The organism is Empedobacter stercoris (genome assembly GCF_020281205.1).
In the GTDB taxonomy this organism is placed as follows: Bacteria; Bacteroidota; Bacteroidia; order Flavobacteriales; family Weeksellaceae; genus Empedobacter; species Empedobacter stercoris.
Genome location: NZ_JACXZC010000017.1, coordinates 46,609 through 63,899 on the forward strand (window position 1 = coordinate 46,609; position 17,291 = coordinate 63,899).

General features: G+C 31.3%; 14 protein-coding genes. 8 read left to right on the forward strand and 6 right to left on the reverse strand.

The annotated features are described in order from the left end of the window. The first annotated feature begins 191 nt into the window (after positions 1 to 191). The 6 genes from IF125_RS09225 to IF125_RS09250 all read left to right on the forward strand — a co-directional run bounded on the left by IF125_RS09225 (position 192) and on the right by IF125_RS09250 (position 7,374). Complete coding sequence (locus tag IF125_RS09225) at positions 192 to 1,511, forward strand: trigger factor (RefSeq protein ID WP_225539712.1); 1,320 nt, start codon at positions 192 to 194, stop codon at positions 1,509 to 1,511. 50 nt (positions 1,512 to 1,561) lie between these two features. Beyond that, the gene (gene clpP, locus IF125_RS09230) at positions 1,562 to 2,227 is read left to right on the forward strand and encodes an ATP-dependent Clp endopeptidase proteolytic subunit ClpP (protein ID WP_225539713.1); all 666 of its coding nucleotides are present in this window, start codon (positions 1,562 to 1,564) and stop codon (positions 2,225 to 2,227) included. A gap of 232 nt (positions 2,228 to 2,459) precedes the next feature. Beyond that, positions 2,460 to 3,608: an ATP-dependent Clp protease ATP-binding subunit ClpX gene (gene clpX / locus IF125_RS09235; RefSeq protein WP_225542282.1), complete on the forward strand. Its 1,149-nt coding sequence runs from the start codon at positions 2,460 to 2,462 to the stop codon at positions 3,606 to 3,608. 95 nt (positions 3,609 to 3,703) lie between these two features. Then, positions 3,704 to 5,764 carry a T9SS type A sorting domain-containing protein gene (locus tag IF125_RS09240; protein ID WP_225542283.1) on the forward strand — a complete coding sequence of 687 codons (2,061 nt, stop codon included), beginning with the start codon at positions 3,704 to 3,706 and terminating at the stop codon, positions 5,762 to 5,764. Positions 5,765 to 5,779: 15 nt separating this feature from the next. Further along, a complete protein-coding gene (locus IF125_RS09245) occupies positions 5,780 to 6,016 on the forward strand; it encodes a hypothetical protein (protein ID WP_225542284.1) in 237 nt (78 codons plus the stop codon). A 65-nt stretch (positions 6,017 to 6,081) separates the two neighbouring features. After that, positions 6,082 to 7,374 carry a TlpA disulfide reductase family protein gene (locus tag IF125_RS09250; protein ID WP_225542285.1) on the forward strand — a complete coding sequence of 431 codons (1,293 nt, stop codon included), beginning with the start codon at positions 6,082 to 6,084 and terminating at the stop codon, positions 7,372 to 7,374. A 54-nt stretch (positions 7,375 to 7,428) separates the two neighbouring features. Here the strand turns inward: IF125_RS09250 and rodA are convergent, their stop codons facing one another. The 6 genes from rodA to sppA form a co-directional block, all read right to left on the reverse strand. Continuing rightward, positions 7,429 to 8,973 carry a rod shape-determining protein RodA gene (gene rodA, locus IF125_RS09255; RefSeq protein ID WP_225542286.1) on the reverse strand — a complete coding sequence of 515 codons (1,545 nt, stop codon included), beginning with the start codon at positions 8,971 to 8,973 and terminating at the stop codon, positions 7,429 to 7,431. Then, the gene (gene mrdA, locus IF125_RS09260) at positions 8,942 to 10,927 is read right to left on the reverse strand and encodes a penicillin-binding protein 2 (protein WP_225542287.1); all 1,986 of its coding nucleotides are present in this window, start codon (positions 10,925 to 10,927) and stop codon (positions 8,942 to 8,944) included. The genes rodA and mrdA overlap by 32 nt, the downstream gene beginning before the upstream one ends. After that, positions 10,924 to 11,439, reverse strand: coding sequence for a rod shape-determining protein MreD (gene mreD, locus IF125_RS09265; RefSeq protein WP_225542288.1), 516 nt, complete (start codon positions 11,437 to 11,439; stop codon positions 10,924 to 10,926). The genes mrdA and mreD overlap by 4 nt, the downstream gene beginning before the upstream one ends. After that, positions 11,429 to 12,280 carry a rod shape-determining protein MreC gene (mreC, locus tag IF125_RS09270; RefSeq protein ID WP_171622381.1) on the reverse strand — a complete coding sequence of 284 codons (852 nt, stop codon included), beginning with the start codon at positions 12,278 to 12,280 and terminating at the stop codon, positions 11,429 to 11,431. The genes mreD and mreC overlap by 11 nt, the downstream gene beginning before the upstream one ends. A gap of 14 nt (positions 12,281 to 12,294) precedes the next feature. Continuing rightward, the gene (locus tag IF125_RS09275) at positions 12,295 to 13,320 is read right to left on the reverse strand and encodes a rod shape-determining protein (protein WP_038331974.1); all 1,026 of its coding nucleotides are present in this window, start codon (positions 13,318 to 13,320) and stop codon (positions 12,295 to 12,297) included. A gap of 168 nt (positions 13,321 to 13,488) precedes the next feature. Beyond that, a complete protein-coding gene (sppA, locus tag IF125_RS09280; protein ID WP_188319065.1) occupies positions 13,489 to 15,258 on the reverse strand; it encodes a signal peptide peptidase SppA in 1,770 nt (589 codons plus the stop codon). Positions 15,259 to 15,285: 27 nt separating this feature from the next. On the opposite strand from sppA, the gene folK reads away from it, so the two are divergent. Further along, a complete protein-coding gene (folK, locus tag IF125_RS09285) occupies positions 15,286 to 15,696 on the forward strand; it encodes a 2-amino-4-hydroxy-6-hydroxymethyldihydropteridine diphosphokinase (RefSeq protein WP_225542289.1) in 411 nt (136 codons plus the stop codon). A 77-nt stretch (positions 15,697 to 15,773) separates the two neighbouring features. Next, entirely contained in the window at positions 15,774 to 17,180 is a 1,407-nt protein-coding gene (locus IF125_RS09290; protein ID WP_225542290.1) for an OmpA family protein, read from the forward strand. Positions 17,181 to 17,291 lie beyond the last annotated feature (111 nt).

The following is a 17,291-nucleotide window of genomic DNA, read 5'->3' on the forward strand; positions in this document are numbered from 1 at the left end:
ATTATTGAAAATATCAATCAGAATTTGTGAATGATAAATTATAATCAAGACAACTAAAAATCTAAATCTAAACAATTTGATAAGATTCAATCTCAATTGTTAATTTATAGAGAATGAATTGCTTGGATTTTCATTTTCTTCTATTAAAAATGATTAAAATTTTATACATTTGCACTCCAAATTTAAGGTAGATGAATATTACTAAAAATACAACAGACAAATTAAACGCAGTATTAACTGTAACTGTTGACAAGGCAGATTATCAAGAGAAAGTAGTTGATGTATTGAACCAATACAGAAAAACAGCTAACATCAAAGGATTCCGTAAAGGGCAAGTTCCAATGAGTTTTGTAAAAAAACAATACGAGCAAGCTGTTATTTTTGATACAGTTAACGAAATCTTACAAAAAAGTGTTTCTGACTACATCAACACAGAAAAATTATCAATCTTAGGAAATCCAGTTCCTGTAATGAAAGAAGTTGATTGGAATGCTGATCAATTATCATTTGATTTCGAATTAGGATTAGCTCCTGAATTTGAGGTTGACTTATCTAAAGTTGAAGTTGAAAGCTACAAAGTAAAAGTTGCTGAAGACGAAATCCAAAAATATGTTGACAACTTCGCTGCTCGTTTTGGATCATTAAAATCATTAGCTGAAGCTGAAGCTGAAGCAGTATTAAAAGTAGAAGCTGCTGTAGAAGGTCAAGAAGCTAAACCAACATTTATCCGTTTAGAAGAATTAAAAGATGCTTCTGCATTTATTGGTAAAAAAGTTGGTGATGTTGTAGAAGTAAATTCTAACGATATTTTTGACACTGCTGAAGAAGCTGCTCAACAATTGAACACAGAAGTTACTGAAGAAGGAACTAAAGTAACTTATACAATCAAAGAAATTAACAAAGCTGAAAAAGCAGAAGTTAACCAAGAATTATTTGATAAAGTTTATGGAGAAGGAGCTGTAGATTCAGAAGAAGCTTTCCGTAACAAAATCAAAGAAGAGTCAGAAAACATGTACAACAAAGAATCTGACAAACAAATTATCAACGATGTTGTCGCTAAATTACTAGAGACAGTTCAGTTTGATTTACCAACAGAATTTTTAACTAAATGGTTAATTTCTTCTAACGAAAATGTAACTTCTGAAGAACAAGCGAAAGAAGAATTGGCTAAAATGGACAAAGGTTTACGTTACCAATTAATCGAAGCTAAAATTGCTGAATTGAACAATGTTGAAGTAAATGCTGAAGAAGTAAAAGAAGCTGCTTTTGCTGCGATCAAAGATCAATTAAAAATGTACGGTCAAAATTCTATTCCAGAAGATACATTACAACAAATTGCAATGTCTGCTTTACAAAATCAGGAAGAATACAACCGTTTATCATACCAAGTGTTTACAGACAAAATGTTAGATATCTTTAAAAACAATGTAAAATTGAACGAAAAAGAAGTAACATTTGACGAGTTTGTAGACATCATTACTGAAAAAAATAAAGAATTAGCAGAAGCTTAATCACTTCTAAAAAATTCTTTATACCTTTCATTTAAAATCTAAATTGAATAATGAAAAACGTAGGAGAAGAATTTAAAAAATATGCGCTGTTAGACAAAGGAATTAGCTCTTTACATATGGAGAGTTATATCCAAAACACAACGCCTTACATTGTTGAAGAAAGAAAATTGAACGTTGCACAAATGGACGTTTTCTCTCGATTGATGATGGATAGAATTATCTTTTTAGGAACTGCGATTGATGATCAAATTGCAAACATCATTCAAGCGCAATTATTGTTCTTAGAGAGTGTAGATGCCACAAAAGACATTCAAATTTATGTTAACTCACCAGGTGGTGGTGTTTATGCTGGATTAGGGATTTACGACACGATGCAGTTGGTAAAACCTGATGTTGCGACAATTTGTACAGGTATGGCCGCTTCTATGGGAGCAGTTCTATTATGTGCAGGAGCAGCAGGAAAACGTTCGGCTCTAAAACACTCTCGCGTAATGATTCACCAACCATTAGGTGGTGCTCAAGGTCAAGCAACTGATATGGAAATCACATTGAAAGAAATCTTGAAATTGAAAAAAGAATTATACGACATTCTTGCAACCCATTCTGGTCAAACTTTCGAGCAAATCGAAAAAGATGGTGAACGTGATTACTGGATGACTTCTATAGAAGCAAAAGAATATGGAATGATTGACGAAGTTTTATTACCTCGAAAATAATTTCTAATTCAAAAATTATAACAAAAAAGGATTCTAATTATTTAGAATCCTTTTTTGTTTTCTACAAGTAAAAACGTAGTAAATCAATAAAAATGAGTAAAAAACAACAGTTATAAAAAGCAGATTATAAAGCCCTATATAAAAATACTTAAAAACATCTACAAATTAACAAAGAAATATTTTCTATCTAAAACAAAATAAGTACCTTTGCAGCTTAATTAAGTATAAAAAATTGGAAGAAAATAAGTGCTCTTTTTGCGGAAAAAGCAGAAACGAAGTAAATATTTTAGTGTCTGGAATTGACGGTAATATTTGTGATAATTGTATTGAGCAAGCGCATGGTATAGTTTTAGAAGAATCGAAATTTAATGCAAATAACGATTTGATAAAACCTCTAACTTTAAAATCACCTAAAGAAATTAAGGAGTTTTTAGATGATTATGTGATTGGTCAAGATCAGGCAAAAAAAATATTGTCTGTTGCAGTTTACAATCACTATAAAAGAATATTACTAGACAAAGATAATGATGTTGAGATTGACAAATCGAACGTTATTTTAGTTGGAGAAACTGGAAGTGGAAAAACATTATTAGCAAAAACAATTGCTAAATTATTAAATGTACCATTTGCAATTGTTGACGCAACTGTATTGACAGAAGCAGGATATGTAGGAGAAGATGTAGAAAGTATTTTAACTCGACTTTTACAAGCTGCAGATTACAATTTAGAACTTGCTGAAAAAGGGATCGTTTTTATCGACGAAGTAGATAAAATAGCACGAAAAAGCGATAATCCTTCTATTACTAGAGACGTTTCTGGAGAAGGCGTTCAACAAGCTTTACTTAAAATTCTGGAAGGAACTGTGGTTAATGTTCCACCAAAAGGAGGACGTAAACACCCTGACCAAAAATTTATAGAAGTTAATACAAAAGATATTTTATTTATAGCTGGAGGTGCTTTTTCTGGAATTGAAAAACACATTGCAGATCGTTTGAAAAAACATGTAATTGGTTTTAAAAACGACGATCAAAAAGAAGTCGAAAATCTTTTGGACGAAGTAAACGCACAAGATTTGAAAAACTTTGGTATTATTCCAGAATTAATTGGACGTTTGCCTATTATAACTTATCTTAAAGCGTTAGATAAAGAAGCGATGAGAGCTATTTTGACAGAACCAAAAAACTCGCTTATCAAACAATATACAAAGCTATTTGCCTTAGATGATAAAGAGCTTGTAGTGACGGACGAAACCCTTAATAAAATTGTAGACCGTGCCAATGAACTAGGGTTGGGAGCTCGCGGATTGAGAGCAGTTACGGAAGAAATCTTTACTGATCTAATGTATGATATCAAAGATTTACCAGAAAAAGTAATTATATAATTATTTGCATAATAACTTTTTAATAAAAGTTTTGTTTATATTTGTATTGATTTTAATAAAATTTAAAGGATGCCTAACCAAAAATAATATAATATATGAAAAAGAATCTACTTGCTTTAGTCGCACTTAGTGCGATGTATAGTGCTTCTGCACAAGACACATATATAAAAGATGCAGTTATCGTTAAAGTAAATCCAAGTACTTTATTCTATAATGGAGGAAATGTAAATGTTAAGACTGATGCTACATCAGGAACTACAGAAAAAATAATTAACGAAGGAAATATTCAAATACAAGGTGGTTTTACGAATGAAAATACTATTGGAAAAAACTTCGTAAATAAGTACAGTACTAGTACGGAATATGGTCAATTAATAATTGATCAAGCATCTTCTGTTTCTGGACAATTAGCAATCGAAAGATCTAATATCAATCCATCTCTAAATGATTATTACCCATTTGGTTTACCTTATCAAGATGATAAAATTGAAAATATAATTAATAATATTACTTCTAACTCTTCTGCATTTAGAGGAGAGTGTGCTGTAAATTCGAACTGTGGAACTAACAGATATAACCAAACGATACTTGCTTGGGATGTTAAAGAAACAGAATATGATAATGTTCCTAAAGGAACAGGTGTAGTTGCTGGTGCTAACTACACTATTAATACAATGAATGGTGCCTTTAAAAGTTTTCTTGAAGGAATATCAGCTTCAAATAAATTCGCTACTTACGGTAAGCCAAATAACAAAGCTGTAACATTAAACAATGTCGAAAGTGGAATTGTAAATAAAACTAAAGAACAGTTTTCTGAATTAACTTGGGGTAATTGGAAAAATCTTAGAAATAATTATAACGAGGAGTTCGTATCATACTTAGGAAATAATGCTCCTGATACAAATTCTCGCTATGGAAAGAATTTACATCGTTTTTCAAATCCATTTACATCAAATTTGGATTTAAGTGATGTATCTATTGCTAATTCTTGGATAAAATTTGTTGTTAATGGAGCGATTAAAGGTCCTACTGAAACTTTTGAACCTACTACAATTAAATTCAGAATACATAAATTAGCTAATAATTACTTTGTTAACTGGGATGATCAAACAGGTGGAAGTAATACTAACACGACTAGAATTACTGCTTATTTACAAAAATCTGAAACTGGAGCTAATCCATATTTTTGGGCAGGAAATCCTGACGCTTTAATAGTTAAACCATTTGAGTACTTCGAAATTGATTACTATACAATGCTTAAAGCTAATAATGGTGGTAGTAATATCGTTACAGCAAATTTTAATATAGCGGATAGACAAAAAACTTTTATTTATGACTTTACAAATGGAAGCACTTCAGGCCTTTATGCTAGATCGAGTAACGACACAAGTAGTTATAATTTACTAGAAGATACAAGCTTACAAAGTAAAGGTTTAATTGCAGGTAATGATTTTACTCAGTTAGAATTATTTTTATTGGAAGATAATTCAATACTTGGAGATGCTGCTTATTTAGTGAACTCAAATTTTTATACTACAGGGAATTCAGTAAATGAATCTATTTCAAAAAATCCAATATTCATTTTTGAAGAAAAAAATGATGGAACTATTGTAACTAACTCACAAACTTTATTGAACCAATTTAACTCGCTAGATTATATAGGAAAACCAATCGGTATTGGATTTAATAATTTAATTGAAGGGCATAACTATACGATCAATTTAAGATTATTTGAACAATCAATTTTAAATAGAGTGGATAACTTTTCTGTCGGTAAATACTATTTATTAGATAAATCTAAAAATAATGTTGTTGAAGTAGATGCTAATACTCAGATAAAATTTGTTGCAAATCCTAACATAAATGATCAATTTGAGCTTTATTGGAATGAAGCTCCTCTAGTTTTGGGAACTGATGATTTAAATAAAAATAATGCAACTTATATTTATAAAGATAAGACGAACAAATACGTTCGTTTTGAGGATAAAAATACAAATGCCAAGATTGAAATTTATGATATAACAGGAAGATTAATTTCTCGTAATGTAGATATTTCTACTAACTCAGATTACAAATTAAATCTTACTACAGGAGTACATGTAGTAGTTATTACATATAAAGATGGAAAAGTTGTATCTCAAAAAACAATTAATTAATAAACCGCTAACCTTATGAAAAATTTTAGATTACTACTAACCTTATTTATATTTAATGTATTTGCTCTAACAACATATGCTCAAGGGTGCGATCCTCTAGATCCAGATTGTGGTCCACCACCTCCAGATACAAATACTCCTGGAAATCCAGCAACTCCAATCGATGAGTATACAATTTATTTAATTGGATTTGCAATTGCAGTAGCTGTTGTATATTTCGCTATGAACAAATACAAAAAATCTTTGATTTAATTAATAATAATCATACTTTTAAACCTCAATCAAATGATTGAGGTTTTTTTATATCACAAAAAATTATGAAAAATAAATTTTTAATTCCTCTTATTGTTTTAGGAAGCTCTGTTTTTGGACAGTTTACAATTTCTGGTCAATTAGAAAATTACGCCAATAAACCAGTTTTAGTAAAGGTTTACGAAAATGCTGAATTGAAATTAATCAACAATTCCAAAACTGACAACAATGGTAATTTCACTGCAAAAGTACCATCAAAATACAATGGTTTTGTACGTATCGATTTACCAACAGGAGAAAATTTATCGTTACTGACAGATAACAAAGATTTGAAATTTAAAACAGTTACAGGTCAAGAAATAAATTCTAAACTTCAAGTTATTGAAGGTAGTGCACAAAATGAATATAATAAAGTTTTGGCGTTACAACCATTAAACGAAATTCAAAATCAAGTTTTTCCATATTTAATGCAAATGTATAAACCAACTGATGAGTTTTATACGGCAATGGTAAAAGAAGATAAACGAATCAATGATTTAAAAAGAAGTGAAAAATTTTCTGATTTAGTCACTTATATAAATGTGTTAAATGATCTAAAGCAACAAGCACAAAATAATAGAGATACTTCGACTATAGAATCGATTCTGAATCATTTTTCAAATGACGATCTTCGTTTGGAGCAATCTGGAATGTTCAATGATTTGATTTTTGCTTATATCAACACCAAATTATCTACTGCTGGAAACCAAAATATCGAAGATAATTTGATTGCTGCGACAGATGAAATTTTAGGAAAAACAAATATTGAAACTACAAGAGGTCAAAATGTTTTGACGGCAATTCTAAAATTTGTTCCAAAAAAAGAATATGCTAATTTTCATCAAAAATATGGTGAAAAAATAAATGGACTAAAAGGAAAAGTTACAGATCAATTAAAGAAGATAGCTGGTGTTAGTTTAATACAGGTTGGACAACAGGTTCCAAATATCACATTTGATAAAGCTGTAAAGGGAAAGAAATCATTGTATGATATTAAAGCCAATCAAAAACTAATTGTATTTTGGGCATCTTGGTGTCCTGCTTGTCAACAAGAGGTTCCTCATATTAAAGAGTTTTACAAAGACTTTAAAGCAAAAGGTGGTGAAATAGTTGCAATCTCTTTAGACTATGATCAAAATGCTTTTGAGAGTGCTACAAAAGATTTATCGTGGTACAATTATTCTGATCTCTTGAGATGGGATTCACCAATTGCTACTGAATTTGGAATTGAATCTACTCCTACTTTATTATTAATCGATAAAGACAATAAATTAATCAAAAAAGTAAGTCATATTTCTGAATTAGAAGTATCCAAATAATCACAAATAAAAAAGCTACATCCTTGGAATGTAGCTTTTTTAATCTATATGTTTTTATATAAATCCTTGACTGTTCTTATAATGAATAATTAAGAAGATTCCTATCAAAATAGTGAATCCCCATAAGGAACTTCCCCCATAACTAAAGAATGGTAAGGGAATTCCAACTGTTGGGAAAAGTCCGATTACCATCGAAATATTGATAAAAAAGTGAAAGAATAAAATTGACGCAACGGAGTATCCATAAAATCGTGCAAACTTATTCTTTTGATTTTCGGCTAAGAAAAATAATCGTCCCACAAAAATGGCATAGACAATAACCAAAGCTGTACTTCCTATAAAGCCCCACTCCTCGCCTACTGCGGTAAAAATATAATCTGTTTGTTGTTCAGGCACAAATCTTCCTTTCTTAATCGTTCCTTGATTATATCCTTTTCCATATAATTCTCCCGAACCGATTGCTGTTTTTGCATACAATAAGTTATATCCAGAAGTATCACGGTATTTTGCTTCTCCTTCGTATAAAACCATTACACGCTCTTTTTGGTGTTTTGGTAATTTTTCGAAAATAATAGGTGAAATAAAACTAACCGTACTTGCAAATAGTAATAAAACAATCGAAACAATAATACTAAAACTCAACACGTTTGCAGACAACCCATTTTGAGTTTTGAAAGGTGAATTATTCATTTCCTTTTGTTCGGTTAACTTCAAAATTAACACAGGAATTATCGATATTGCAAAACCAATTAATCCAAAGAAAACAGTGTTAAAAAAGATTGGTTCCGAGAAAAATAAGGAACGCATAGGAAAAAGATGTCCAAAAGATTCTCTCGTTGATTCGGATAAATCTTCGACCAAATAACATATTCCTATCAATAATAGAAAGAAAATCGATAGTCCTATTAATATCCCATGCATCACATCAATTACATTTTGATTGTAATTGAAAGCCAAAATTAATAGTGCAATTGTAAGAATTATAAATCCTAAAATTAATAAAACATAAAAAGGAATTTGTACAATTGATATAAGGAAAATAACCAATAAAATGATTGGTGCGATAATAATCCACGGGTTTAATCCTTCTCGATACAACGCTATACTAAACGAACAGAAAATAATCACTGATCCTAAATCGGGTTGCAACAGAATCAGAGCCACTGGAATTGCAATAACAAGCAAGACTTTTCCTACAAAACTGATATCCTTCAAATTGGCATTGGAATGGTTAATAAAATTAGCAATCAGCAAAGCTGTACCAATTTTTGCAAACTCAGCGGGTTGCAAACTCAACGGACCAAAACGGTACCAAGCTTTTGCTCCATTAATCTCTTTACCAAAAATCAAAACCCCTACCAAGAGGATTAAGGAGACAATATAAAAAACGGGACTATAAATTTCGAAAAAATTACGATTGTTTCCACTCACAATGATCAAAATTAAAATCATGACCATCCCAAGTCCAAACCAAATTAGCTGTTTTTGACCTAAATCTGGATTGACACTGTAAACGTTCATAATTCCGAAGGTTACTATTAGAAACCCAAGGATCAAAACGGTCCAATCAATTCCTTTTAGTAATCTGTTTTGACTCATTTTTAAATTTTGTTGAATCTTTATTTGTTCTTAATTCACCTGCTTTCGTTCCTAAAGAATCTTTCTTCACTGGTTCTATATACAAACCTTTTCTCTTTAAATAATCTATCCACTGACGACGATATTCTCCTTGTAGATTACCATTTTTCATTCGTTCTAATAAAGGTGTACGTTTAATCGTATCTGTAAGATATAATTCTGCTACTAAACTCGTCATCGGACCTGCCCAAGTTGCTCCATAATGTCCATTTTCGACAATTGCAGCTACGGCTATTTTTGGTTTATCAGCAGGTGCAAAAAGAATAAACAAAGAGTGATCTTGTCCATGCGAGTTTTGTGCCGTTCCCGTTTTTCCATATTGAACAAAACTACTTGTTTCAAAGCCACGAGCTGTTCCTATTGTGAAAACATTTCGCATTCCTCTATGAATGATATCAAAATATTTCGGATCAACTAACGTATTTTTCTTTACTATGTAAGTAGAATCTTTCAGAGGTTTTCCATCAATTCTACGCACAATATGTGGGGTATAAAAATATCCTTTATTCGCAATTGCAGCTGTAAAATTTGCCATTTGCAAAGGCGTTGTATTGATATCTCCTTGTCCCATACCGTTAAAAATAATTCGATAAGGATTCCAAACCCCTTCTCCAAAGCGAGAGTCATAAAAATCTTCCGTTGGAATAAGACCTTTACTACCTACTGGTAAATCAGTTCCCATGAATTTACCAAGTCCAAAACTATTCATAATCGCTGCCCATTCATTCATTCCAACGCCATAATTATTGGGATCTTTCTTGACAATATCTCGATAAGCTTCAGAAAAATAATTGTTACAAGATTTTCCTATTGCCCGTTCTAAACCTTGTGGTTCATAATACATTCCACAGTGACAACCAATATGCATACGTCCGTATCGATAACCGTGCTTACAAACATAAGTCGTTTGCTCTGTCATGGTCCCCATTTGCATTCCTGCTAAAGCAGTCAAAACTTTAAACGTAGAACCTGGCGGATATGATCCTTGTAAAGCTCTATCATAGGTAGGACGAGAAATTGAGTCATTGATTAAAGCATTTCTTAATTTAGAATTCAAAAAATCATTTGGATTAATGGTAGGCGCTGAAGCTAAAGCTAAAATTTCTCCATTCGTAGGATCAATTGCAACCACAGCTCCTCGTTTATTTTTGAGCATTTGTTCTGCTAATTCTTGTAAGCGAAAATCGATAGTTAAGTTTACTGTTTTACCACTTTTTACTGCACGATCGTAATCTCCATTTTTATAAGGTCCAACAACATTCATTGTTCGATCTACAATCCAGTTTTTCACACCTTTTACACCACGCAAATCTTTTTCATACGATTTCTCAACACCTGCAATTCCTACTAAATCACCTGGTTGATAATAGGTAGAATCTGTTTTAATATATGCTTGATTCGCTTCGTTTATATAACCTAATATATTTCCTGCAGAATTTACCATGTATTTGCGTTCGGGACGTTTGATGATACTAAATGCTGGATACAAGTACAATTGTTCTTGCATTCGAGCAAAATTTTCGCGCGAAATATTTTTTAGAAAAGGATATGGAGATAATTTTTTATAATCTTTGGCTGAAGTAATTTTAGTTAAAATCGAATCGAATTGTTTGGTTGAAATACCAACCATTTTAGAGAATTTTGCTTTATCAAAATCATTTATAACTTCTCCATCTTTGTCCACAACTTTGGCTGGAATAACATCTAATTCGTACGAATAAGTATTACTCACCAATAATTTTCCGTTACGATCAAGGATATCACCACGATTAGGATATACAATTTCTTGCTTGATAGATGTATTAAACGCATTCAGCGTATATCGATCTGTAAACAATTGCAAATACGCTAAACGTCCTATAAATAGTACAACTATAAACAGGATTAACGCATAAACAACCATCAACTTTTTCATACTCCAACTTTATTTTTAAATAAAATTTTATAAATGAAAACAAACACAAAAGTTATTCCCGAATTAATTAAAGCTTTTAGCATCAAAGATCCGATTCCAGATGGTTTAAAGTTTTCTAAAAGTAATAAAACTACGTGATGAGCAAGTATCAAAATAACCAAATAAAACAACCATTGTGCAAAACTAAACGAACTGAAAGAGAAAAATTCCATCTCATAATCTTGTTTTCCTGCCAACAGCTTAATAATTGGATTACGTAAAAAAGCTATAAAAGTTAAAGCAAATGCATGTATTCCACCTGTATACTCGAAAGTATCTATCATTAATCCCAATAAGAAAGATAAGATCAATAATGCATATTTGTTTTTAGATGGTGGATAAAATAACACAAAAACAATATAGATATATGGTTGATAGCTTCCTAAAAAGTTGATGTGATTGAAGACAAAAACTTGCAGTAAAGCTAAAATTATAATCTTGATAATGTTGATTAAAAAATCTTTATTGAACATTCTGTGTGTTTGTTAAAGTATCTGATTTTTCGACTTGTTGAATTTCAACTTTATTCAGGTTAGTTACCACATAGGCTTGAGCTAAATTAGCGAAATCTTGTTTCAATCTTACTTGAACTTTCATTTCACCCGTTTCGTCAATTCCTTTGCTTACAACTTTTCCTATAATAATTCCTTCTGGGAAAACAGGCGATTTACCGTCTGTTTCGATTGTATCTCCTTTTTTGACTTCGATGTATTTTGGAATTTCATATAACTGAACAAAACGAGGATCTTTCCCATCCCATTTCACTGTCCCAAAATATTGATTGCCTTTGATACGGGCATTGATATTGATGTCTTTGTTTAATAAAGATATTGCACGAGAATAATTTTTCCCCGCATAGGTTACAATACCAATTACACCATTATTTGTAATAATACCATCCCCTTTTTCAATTCCATCATTTGTTCCTTTATCAATAGTCAAAAGGTTTTGTGTTTTGATGATAGAATTATTTACAATTTCTGTAGGTACAAAAGAATATGTTTGGTGATAACCTAAAGTATCTGATTTATAAAACTTTTTTGTTTTCGCATCTTTAATACCCAAATGCACTAATTGCTCGCGCAAGAACGCATTTTCATCCATCAAATCTTTATTTGTTTGTGGTAATTGAACGAAGTTTGTCACCTTCGCAATTTTATCATTTACATAACCTGTAAAAGATGTACTTGCAGAGGCGAGAATAGTTTCGTGATAAATATTTTTCTTAAAGACAAGAAACAATGCAATTAACTCTAAAAAGACAAAAATTAATAGCATTCCATTTCTTCTAATCGCATTCAGAATATATTGCATTGCTTTTTACTCTTCTATTTCATTAAGAAAGTGAATTTATCTATATTTTTAAGTGCAATACCTGTTCCACGAACAACAGCACGTAAAGGATCATCAGCCAAGAAAACTGGTAAGCCTGTTTTTTTAGAAATACGTTGATCTAAACCTCTCAACATAGCTCCACCACCAGCCATATAGATACCTGTATTGTAGATATCAGCAGCTAATTCTGGAGGAGTTTGAGACAATGTTTCCATCACACCATCTTCTATACGTAAAATTGATTTATCTAATGCACGTGCAATTTCGCGGTAATTTACAGTAATTTCTTTTGGTTTTCCTGTAATTAAGTCACGTCCTTGAACTGGCATATCATCTGGTGCATGCTCTAATTCTTCCACAGCAGCTCCAACTTCAATTTTAACACGCTCGGCAGTTCTTTCTCCGATATATAAATTATGATGGGTTCTTAAATAATAAGCAATATCGTTTGTAAAGACGTCACCTGCAATTTTTACAGATTTGTCACATACAATACCACCTAATGCAACAACGGCAATCTCTGTTGTACCACCACCTATATCGATAATCATGTTACCTTTAGGTTGCGTGATATCTATTCCAACTCCAATCGCAGCAGCCATTGGTTCGTAAATAAGACGCACGTCTTTTGCGTTGACACGTGCACAAGAATCTTTAACAGCACGTTTTTCAACTTCGGTAATTCCAGATGGAATACAAATCACCATACGCAATGAAGGTGAAAATAATTTACCTTGAATTCCAGGAATTTTCTTGATGAACTCTGTCAACATAAATTCTGAAGCTTCAAAATCTGCAATTACTCCGTCTTTCAAAGGACGAATTGTTTTTATATCGTCATGCGTTTTTCCTTGCATGTGTTTTGCTTGTTCTCCAACAGCAATAACTTTATTTGTTCTTCTATGTATAGCGACGATAGACGGACTATCTACTACAACCTTATTATTATGGATAATTAAAGTGTTAGCAGTCCCCAAGTCAATCGCAATTTCTTGCGTGAAAAAATCAAATAATCCCATCGTTGATTATGTCTCAGTATTATTAAAAATGAATGTACAAAAGTATAATAAATTTAGATGATTATAAAAGAGAATTTAATTTTTTAATCATCTAAATATTTTCACTAAAATAGGAAGTTTTTAGCAATAAAAAAGGGTTAATTTTTTTTTAACCCTTTTTTATGATTTTTATTGAATCTGAATATCATAAGGTAATCTTAATTGAACACCTTTTTGTTCATTCATTAACTTTATTTCTTTGTAAATTCTAATTCCATCCGAACCTAATTCTTTTGCAATTGCAGCTTCGGTATTTTTTCCTTGGAGATTATCCATAAATTCTTCGAAAGAATCTTTACGTTTTGGATAACTTTCTGTCGAATATTTTTCGATTTTAGCCAATTTAGCTGCTTCCTTAATCGCTGTTTCTAAACTTCCAAAATCGTCAATCAAACCAATTTGTTTTGCACGAGTTCCAGACCATACTCGCCCTTCCCCTATTTTATCCACTTGTTCGTAGGTTAATTTTCTGTTTGCTGCAACATGATTTACGAACTTACTGTAGATTAAAACAATTGATTTCTGCATCGTATTTTTAGCCGTTGGTGACAAGGGTGTTGTTAACGACTTCAATTGATCTGCATTTGCATTCGTTTTCACTTCATCAAAGTTTAAACCTATATTATTAAATAATTTTTGTGCGTTTGGTATCATTCCAAAAACACCAATAGATCCTGTTATTGTGTTAGGTTGCGCATAAATTTTATCCGAAGCTAAAGCTATATAATAACCTCCAGAGGCTGCTACATCACCAAACGAAACAACTATTGGCATCTTTGTTTTCAATTGCATCAACTCATATAAAATTTCTTCCGATGCATTAGCACTTCCTCCAGGCGAATTTACACGTAAAACCAATGCTTTGATTTTATTATTTTGCGAAATTTTACGGATTGCATCTACATAGGTTTTAGATTGAATTCCATCAAAACCATTTCCTTCCGTAATTGTTCCTGAAGCATATAACACAGCTACTTTAGCTTTTTCAGATTTTTCTGTAATAGTCTCAAAATAGTCTTCAACCTTAATTGTATGTTTTTCTAATACTTCAAAATCAGTTTTTGACTTTTCTTGTTTTAATCCAAGTTTTGTAAATAACATTTTCTGATAATCATTCTCTTGTGCGATGATATCATAAATTTTATTTTGCTTTCCAATTTCTGGAATAAAAGCGTATAAACTATCTGTTACCAGATTAAATTGTTCTGGAGAAATTTTTCGAGAAGTTGAGATTGAATTAGCTACATTTCCCCATACATCATTTAATAATTCAGACAATTGCATGCGATTTTCATCAGACATATTTGTTCTTATATATGGTTCAACAGCACTTTTGAATTGCCCATGACGTATTACTTGAAAATCGACTCCATATTTATCTCCCGCATTTTTGAAAAACATAATATTAGAACTTAATCCTTGTAAAAGTGTACCTCCCAAAGGATTTTGGTAAATTTTATCGGCTACACTACTAATATAATAAGACAACTGACTACCGGAATTTGAATACGAATAAACAAATTTTCCCGATTTTTTAAAATCTTCTAACGCATTACGAATATCTGTAGCTTGCGTTGCCCCACCAGAAAATTGATCAAGTTTTAAACTAATTCCTTTTATCTTATTATCATTCTTTGCCGCTTCTATCGAATGAATGATATCTTGCAAAAACACATTTGTATCCTCTGATAAATCAAATAAAGAAACTGATCGATCCATATCACTCTCCATAATTGGATTTTCGAGCGAAATCTCTAAAACTGATCCTTCTGTTACACTCTTTGAAGGTTTAGATAAAGCTGAAACAAAAATTAGCACGAAAAGTAGAATGATAAATACACTAACCGTTAATAGATTTCCTATAATTGTAGAGAATACTCTCCCGAAAAAGTTTTTCATTTTTAATTTATTATTACTTTTGCATATATGTCGCAAAATAAAGCCATTTTGTTACTAGGAACAAACTTAGGTGACAAAAAAAATAACATAGAAACAGCTAAATCTCTTATAAACAAAGAGGTTGGGGTAATAAAAAAAGAATCAAATCTTTTAGAAAATAGCGCTGAAGGTTTTACAACTAAAAATCTATTTCTCAATCAAAAAATTGAACTATTGACTAATTATCCTCCTTTTGAATTGTTACAAATAGTAAAAAAAATTGAACAAAAAATGGGAAGAGTATATGTCCAACCAAAAGAAAATGAACGTTACGTTGACCGATTAATTGATATTGATATATTATTCTACAACAGCCTATTAATAGATTCTAAACGGTTAAAAATACCACACCCTCAAAATTTTACAAGAGATTTTATCAAAAGTTTATATTTTTTTTAAGATATTAATTATTAATTCATTAGTTTTGTAAAATATATTTAGTAATGCTTTATATTAGTTATAATAATTTCTAACCTATGAAAAAAATTTTATCTTTATTAATCTTGGGAGCTGCTGCATGTGTATCTGCACAGACCAAGTACGATGATAAACCATTCAACAACAGTAAAAAAGAATTTAACGATTGGTCTGTTTCTGCTTTTGGAGGTTTAAACGCTTTGCAAAACTCTGATTTAGTTTCATGGATGGGCGGAGGATACTTTACTCCAGGCTATGATTTTCAATTCCAATTAAATAAACAAATCACCCATGCTTTTGGTTTAAGTTTACAATATGAATTTGGTAAAACTAGACAAAAAGGAAATATTGATGATTCTGCTTTAAGTGGATATCATGGGTATGCTTATGGTAAAACTAAATACCATGCAATTGGAGTTTTAGCTGATTTGAATGCCTCAAATTTATTAAGACGTATAGATAACAAAACTGAATTCAAATGGGCTATGCATTTATACGCTGGAGTAGGAATACATGGCTATAAAGCTTATAGAAACAATTATGCACCTCAAGGAGACCCTAATTTTACATTAATAACTGATCAAGATATCTCTGATAAATCTATTTATTCTCAAGTTGGTGCTGGTTTACGTTACAAATTGAATGACAAATTTGATTTAGAGTTACGTGGAATGTACTACATGTCTGGTGATGAAGAGTTTGATGGTTCCGGTAAACCAATGCCTTACCATAATTCAGGAGGTATAACTGCAGCAGACACAGAAGAAGGTCGTGATGATAATATGATTACTTTTTCATTAGGTTTACATTATAAAATTGGTAAACATAAAGATGCTTTACAATGGGTTTCACCTTTAGCTAAAACTTCAACTAATCAAAATCCTTTCGAATGTATTGATGAGGATCGCGATGGCGTTTGTGATCAATGGGATAAATGTTTAGATACACCTGAAGGAATTCGTGTAGATGGATCAGGATGTTCGTTAGATTCTGATGGTGATGGTGTTCCTGATAGCGAAGATAAATGTCCTACTATTCCAGGTCCACCAACAAATGGAGGTTGTCCTGAAAAAGTTGTAAGAATTTCTGGAGATGAAGTTGCAACAAAAATTAATGCTTTTTTAGAAGGAATTGAATTTGATTATAACTCAGATCGTATTAGAGAACAATCTTACGAAAAATTAAATCATGCTGCTGAAGTTTTATTAGCAAATCCTGATTTTAAATTCGTAGTTGAAGGTCATACTGATGCCGCTGGAGGAGTGGATTACAACCAAAAATTATCTGAAAGAAGAGCTGCTTCTGTTGTTCGTTTTTTAGCTAACAAAGGTGTAGACACTACAAAATTATCTCCTGTTGGAAAAGGAAAATCTGATTTAAAATGGGCTGAATGTAATCCTGTTACAAACTGTCCTGCTTGGAAAAACTTAGAAAACAGACGAGTAATCTTCAAAGAAATTAAATAATCTTAATTTCATATAAAACAAAAAGGTCAGTTTTTAGACTGCACCCAAAAGTTTGGACAGATTAAAAATTAATAATTATAAAAATGAGTTCGATATTGTATCGGGCTCATT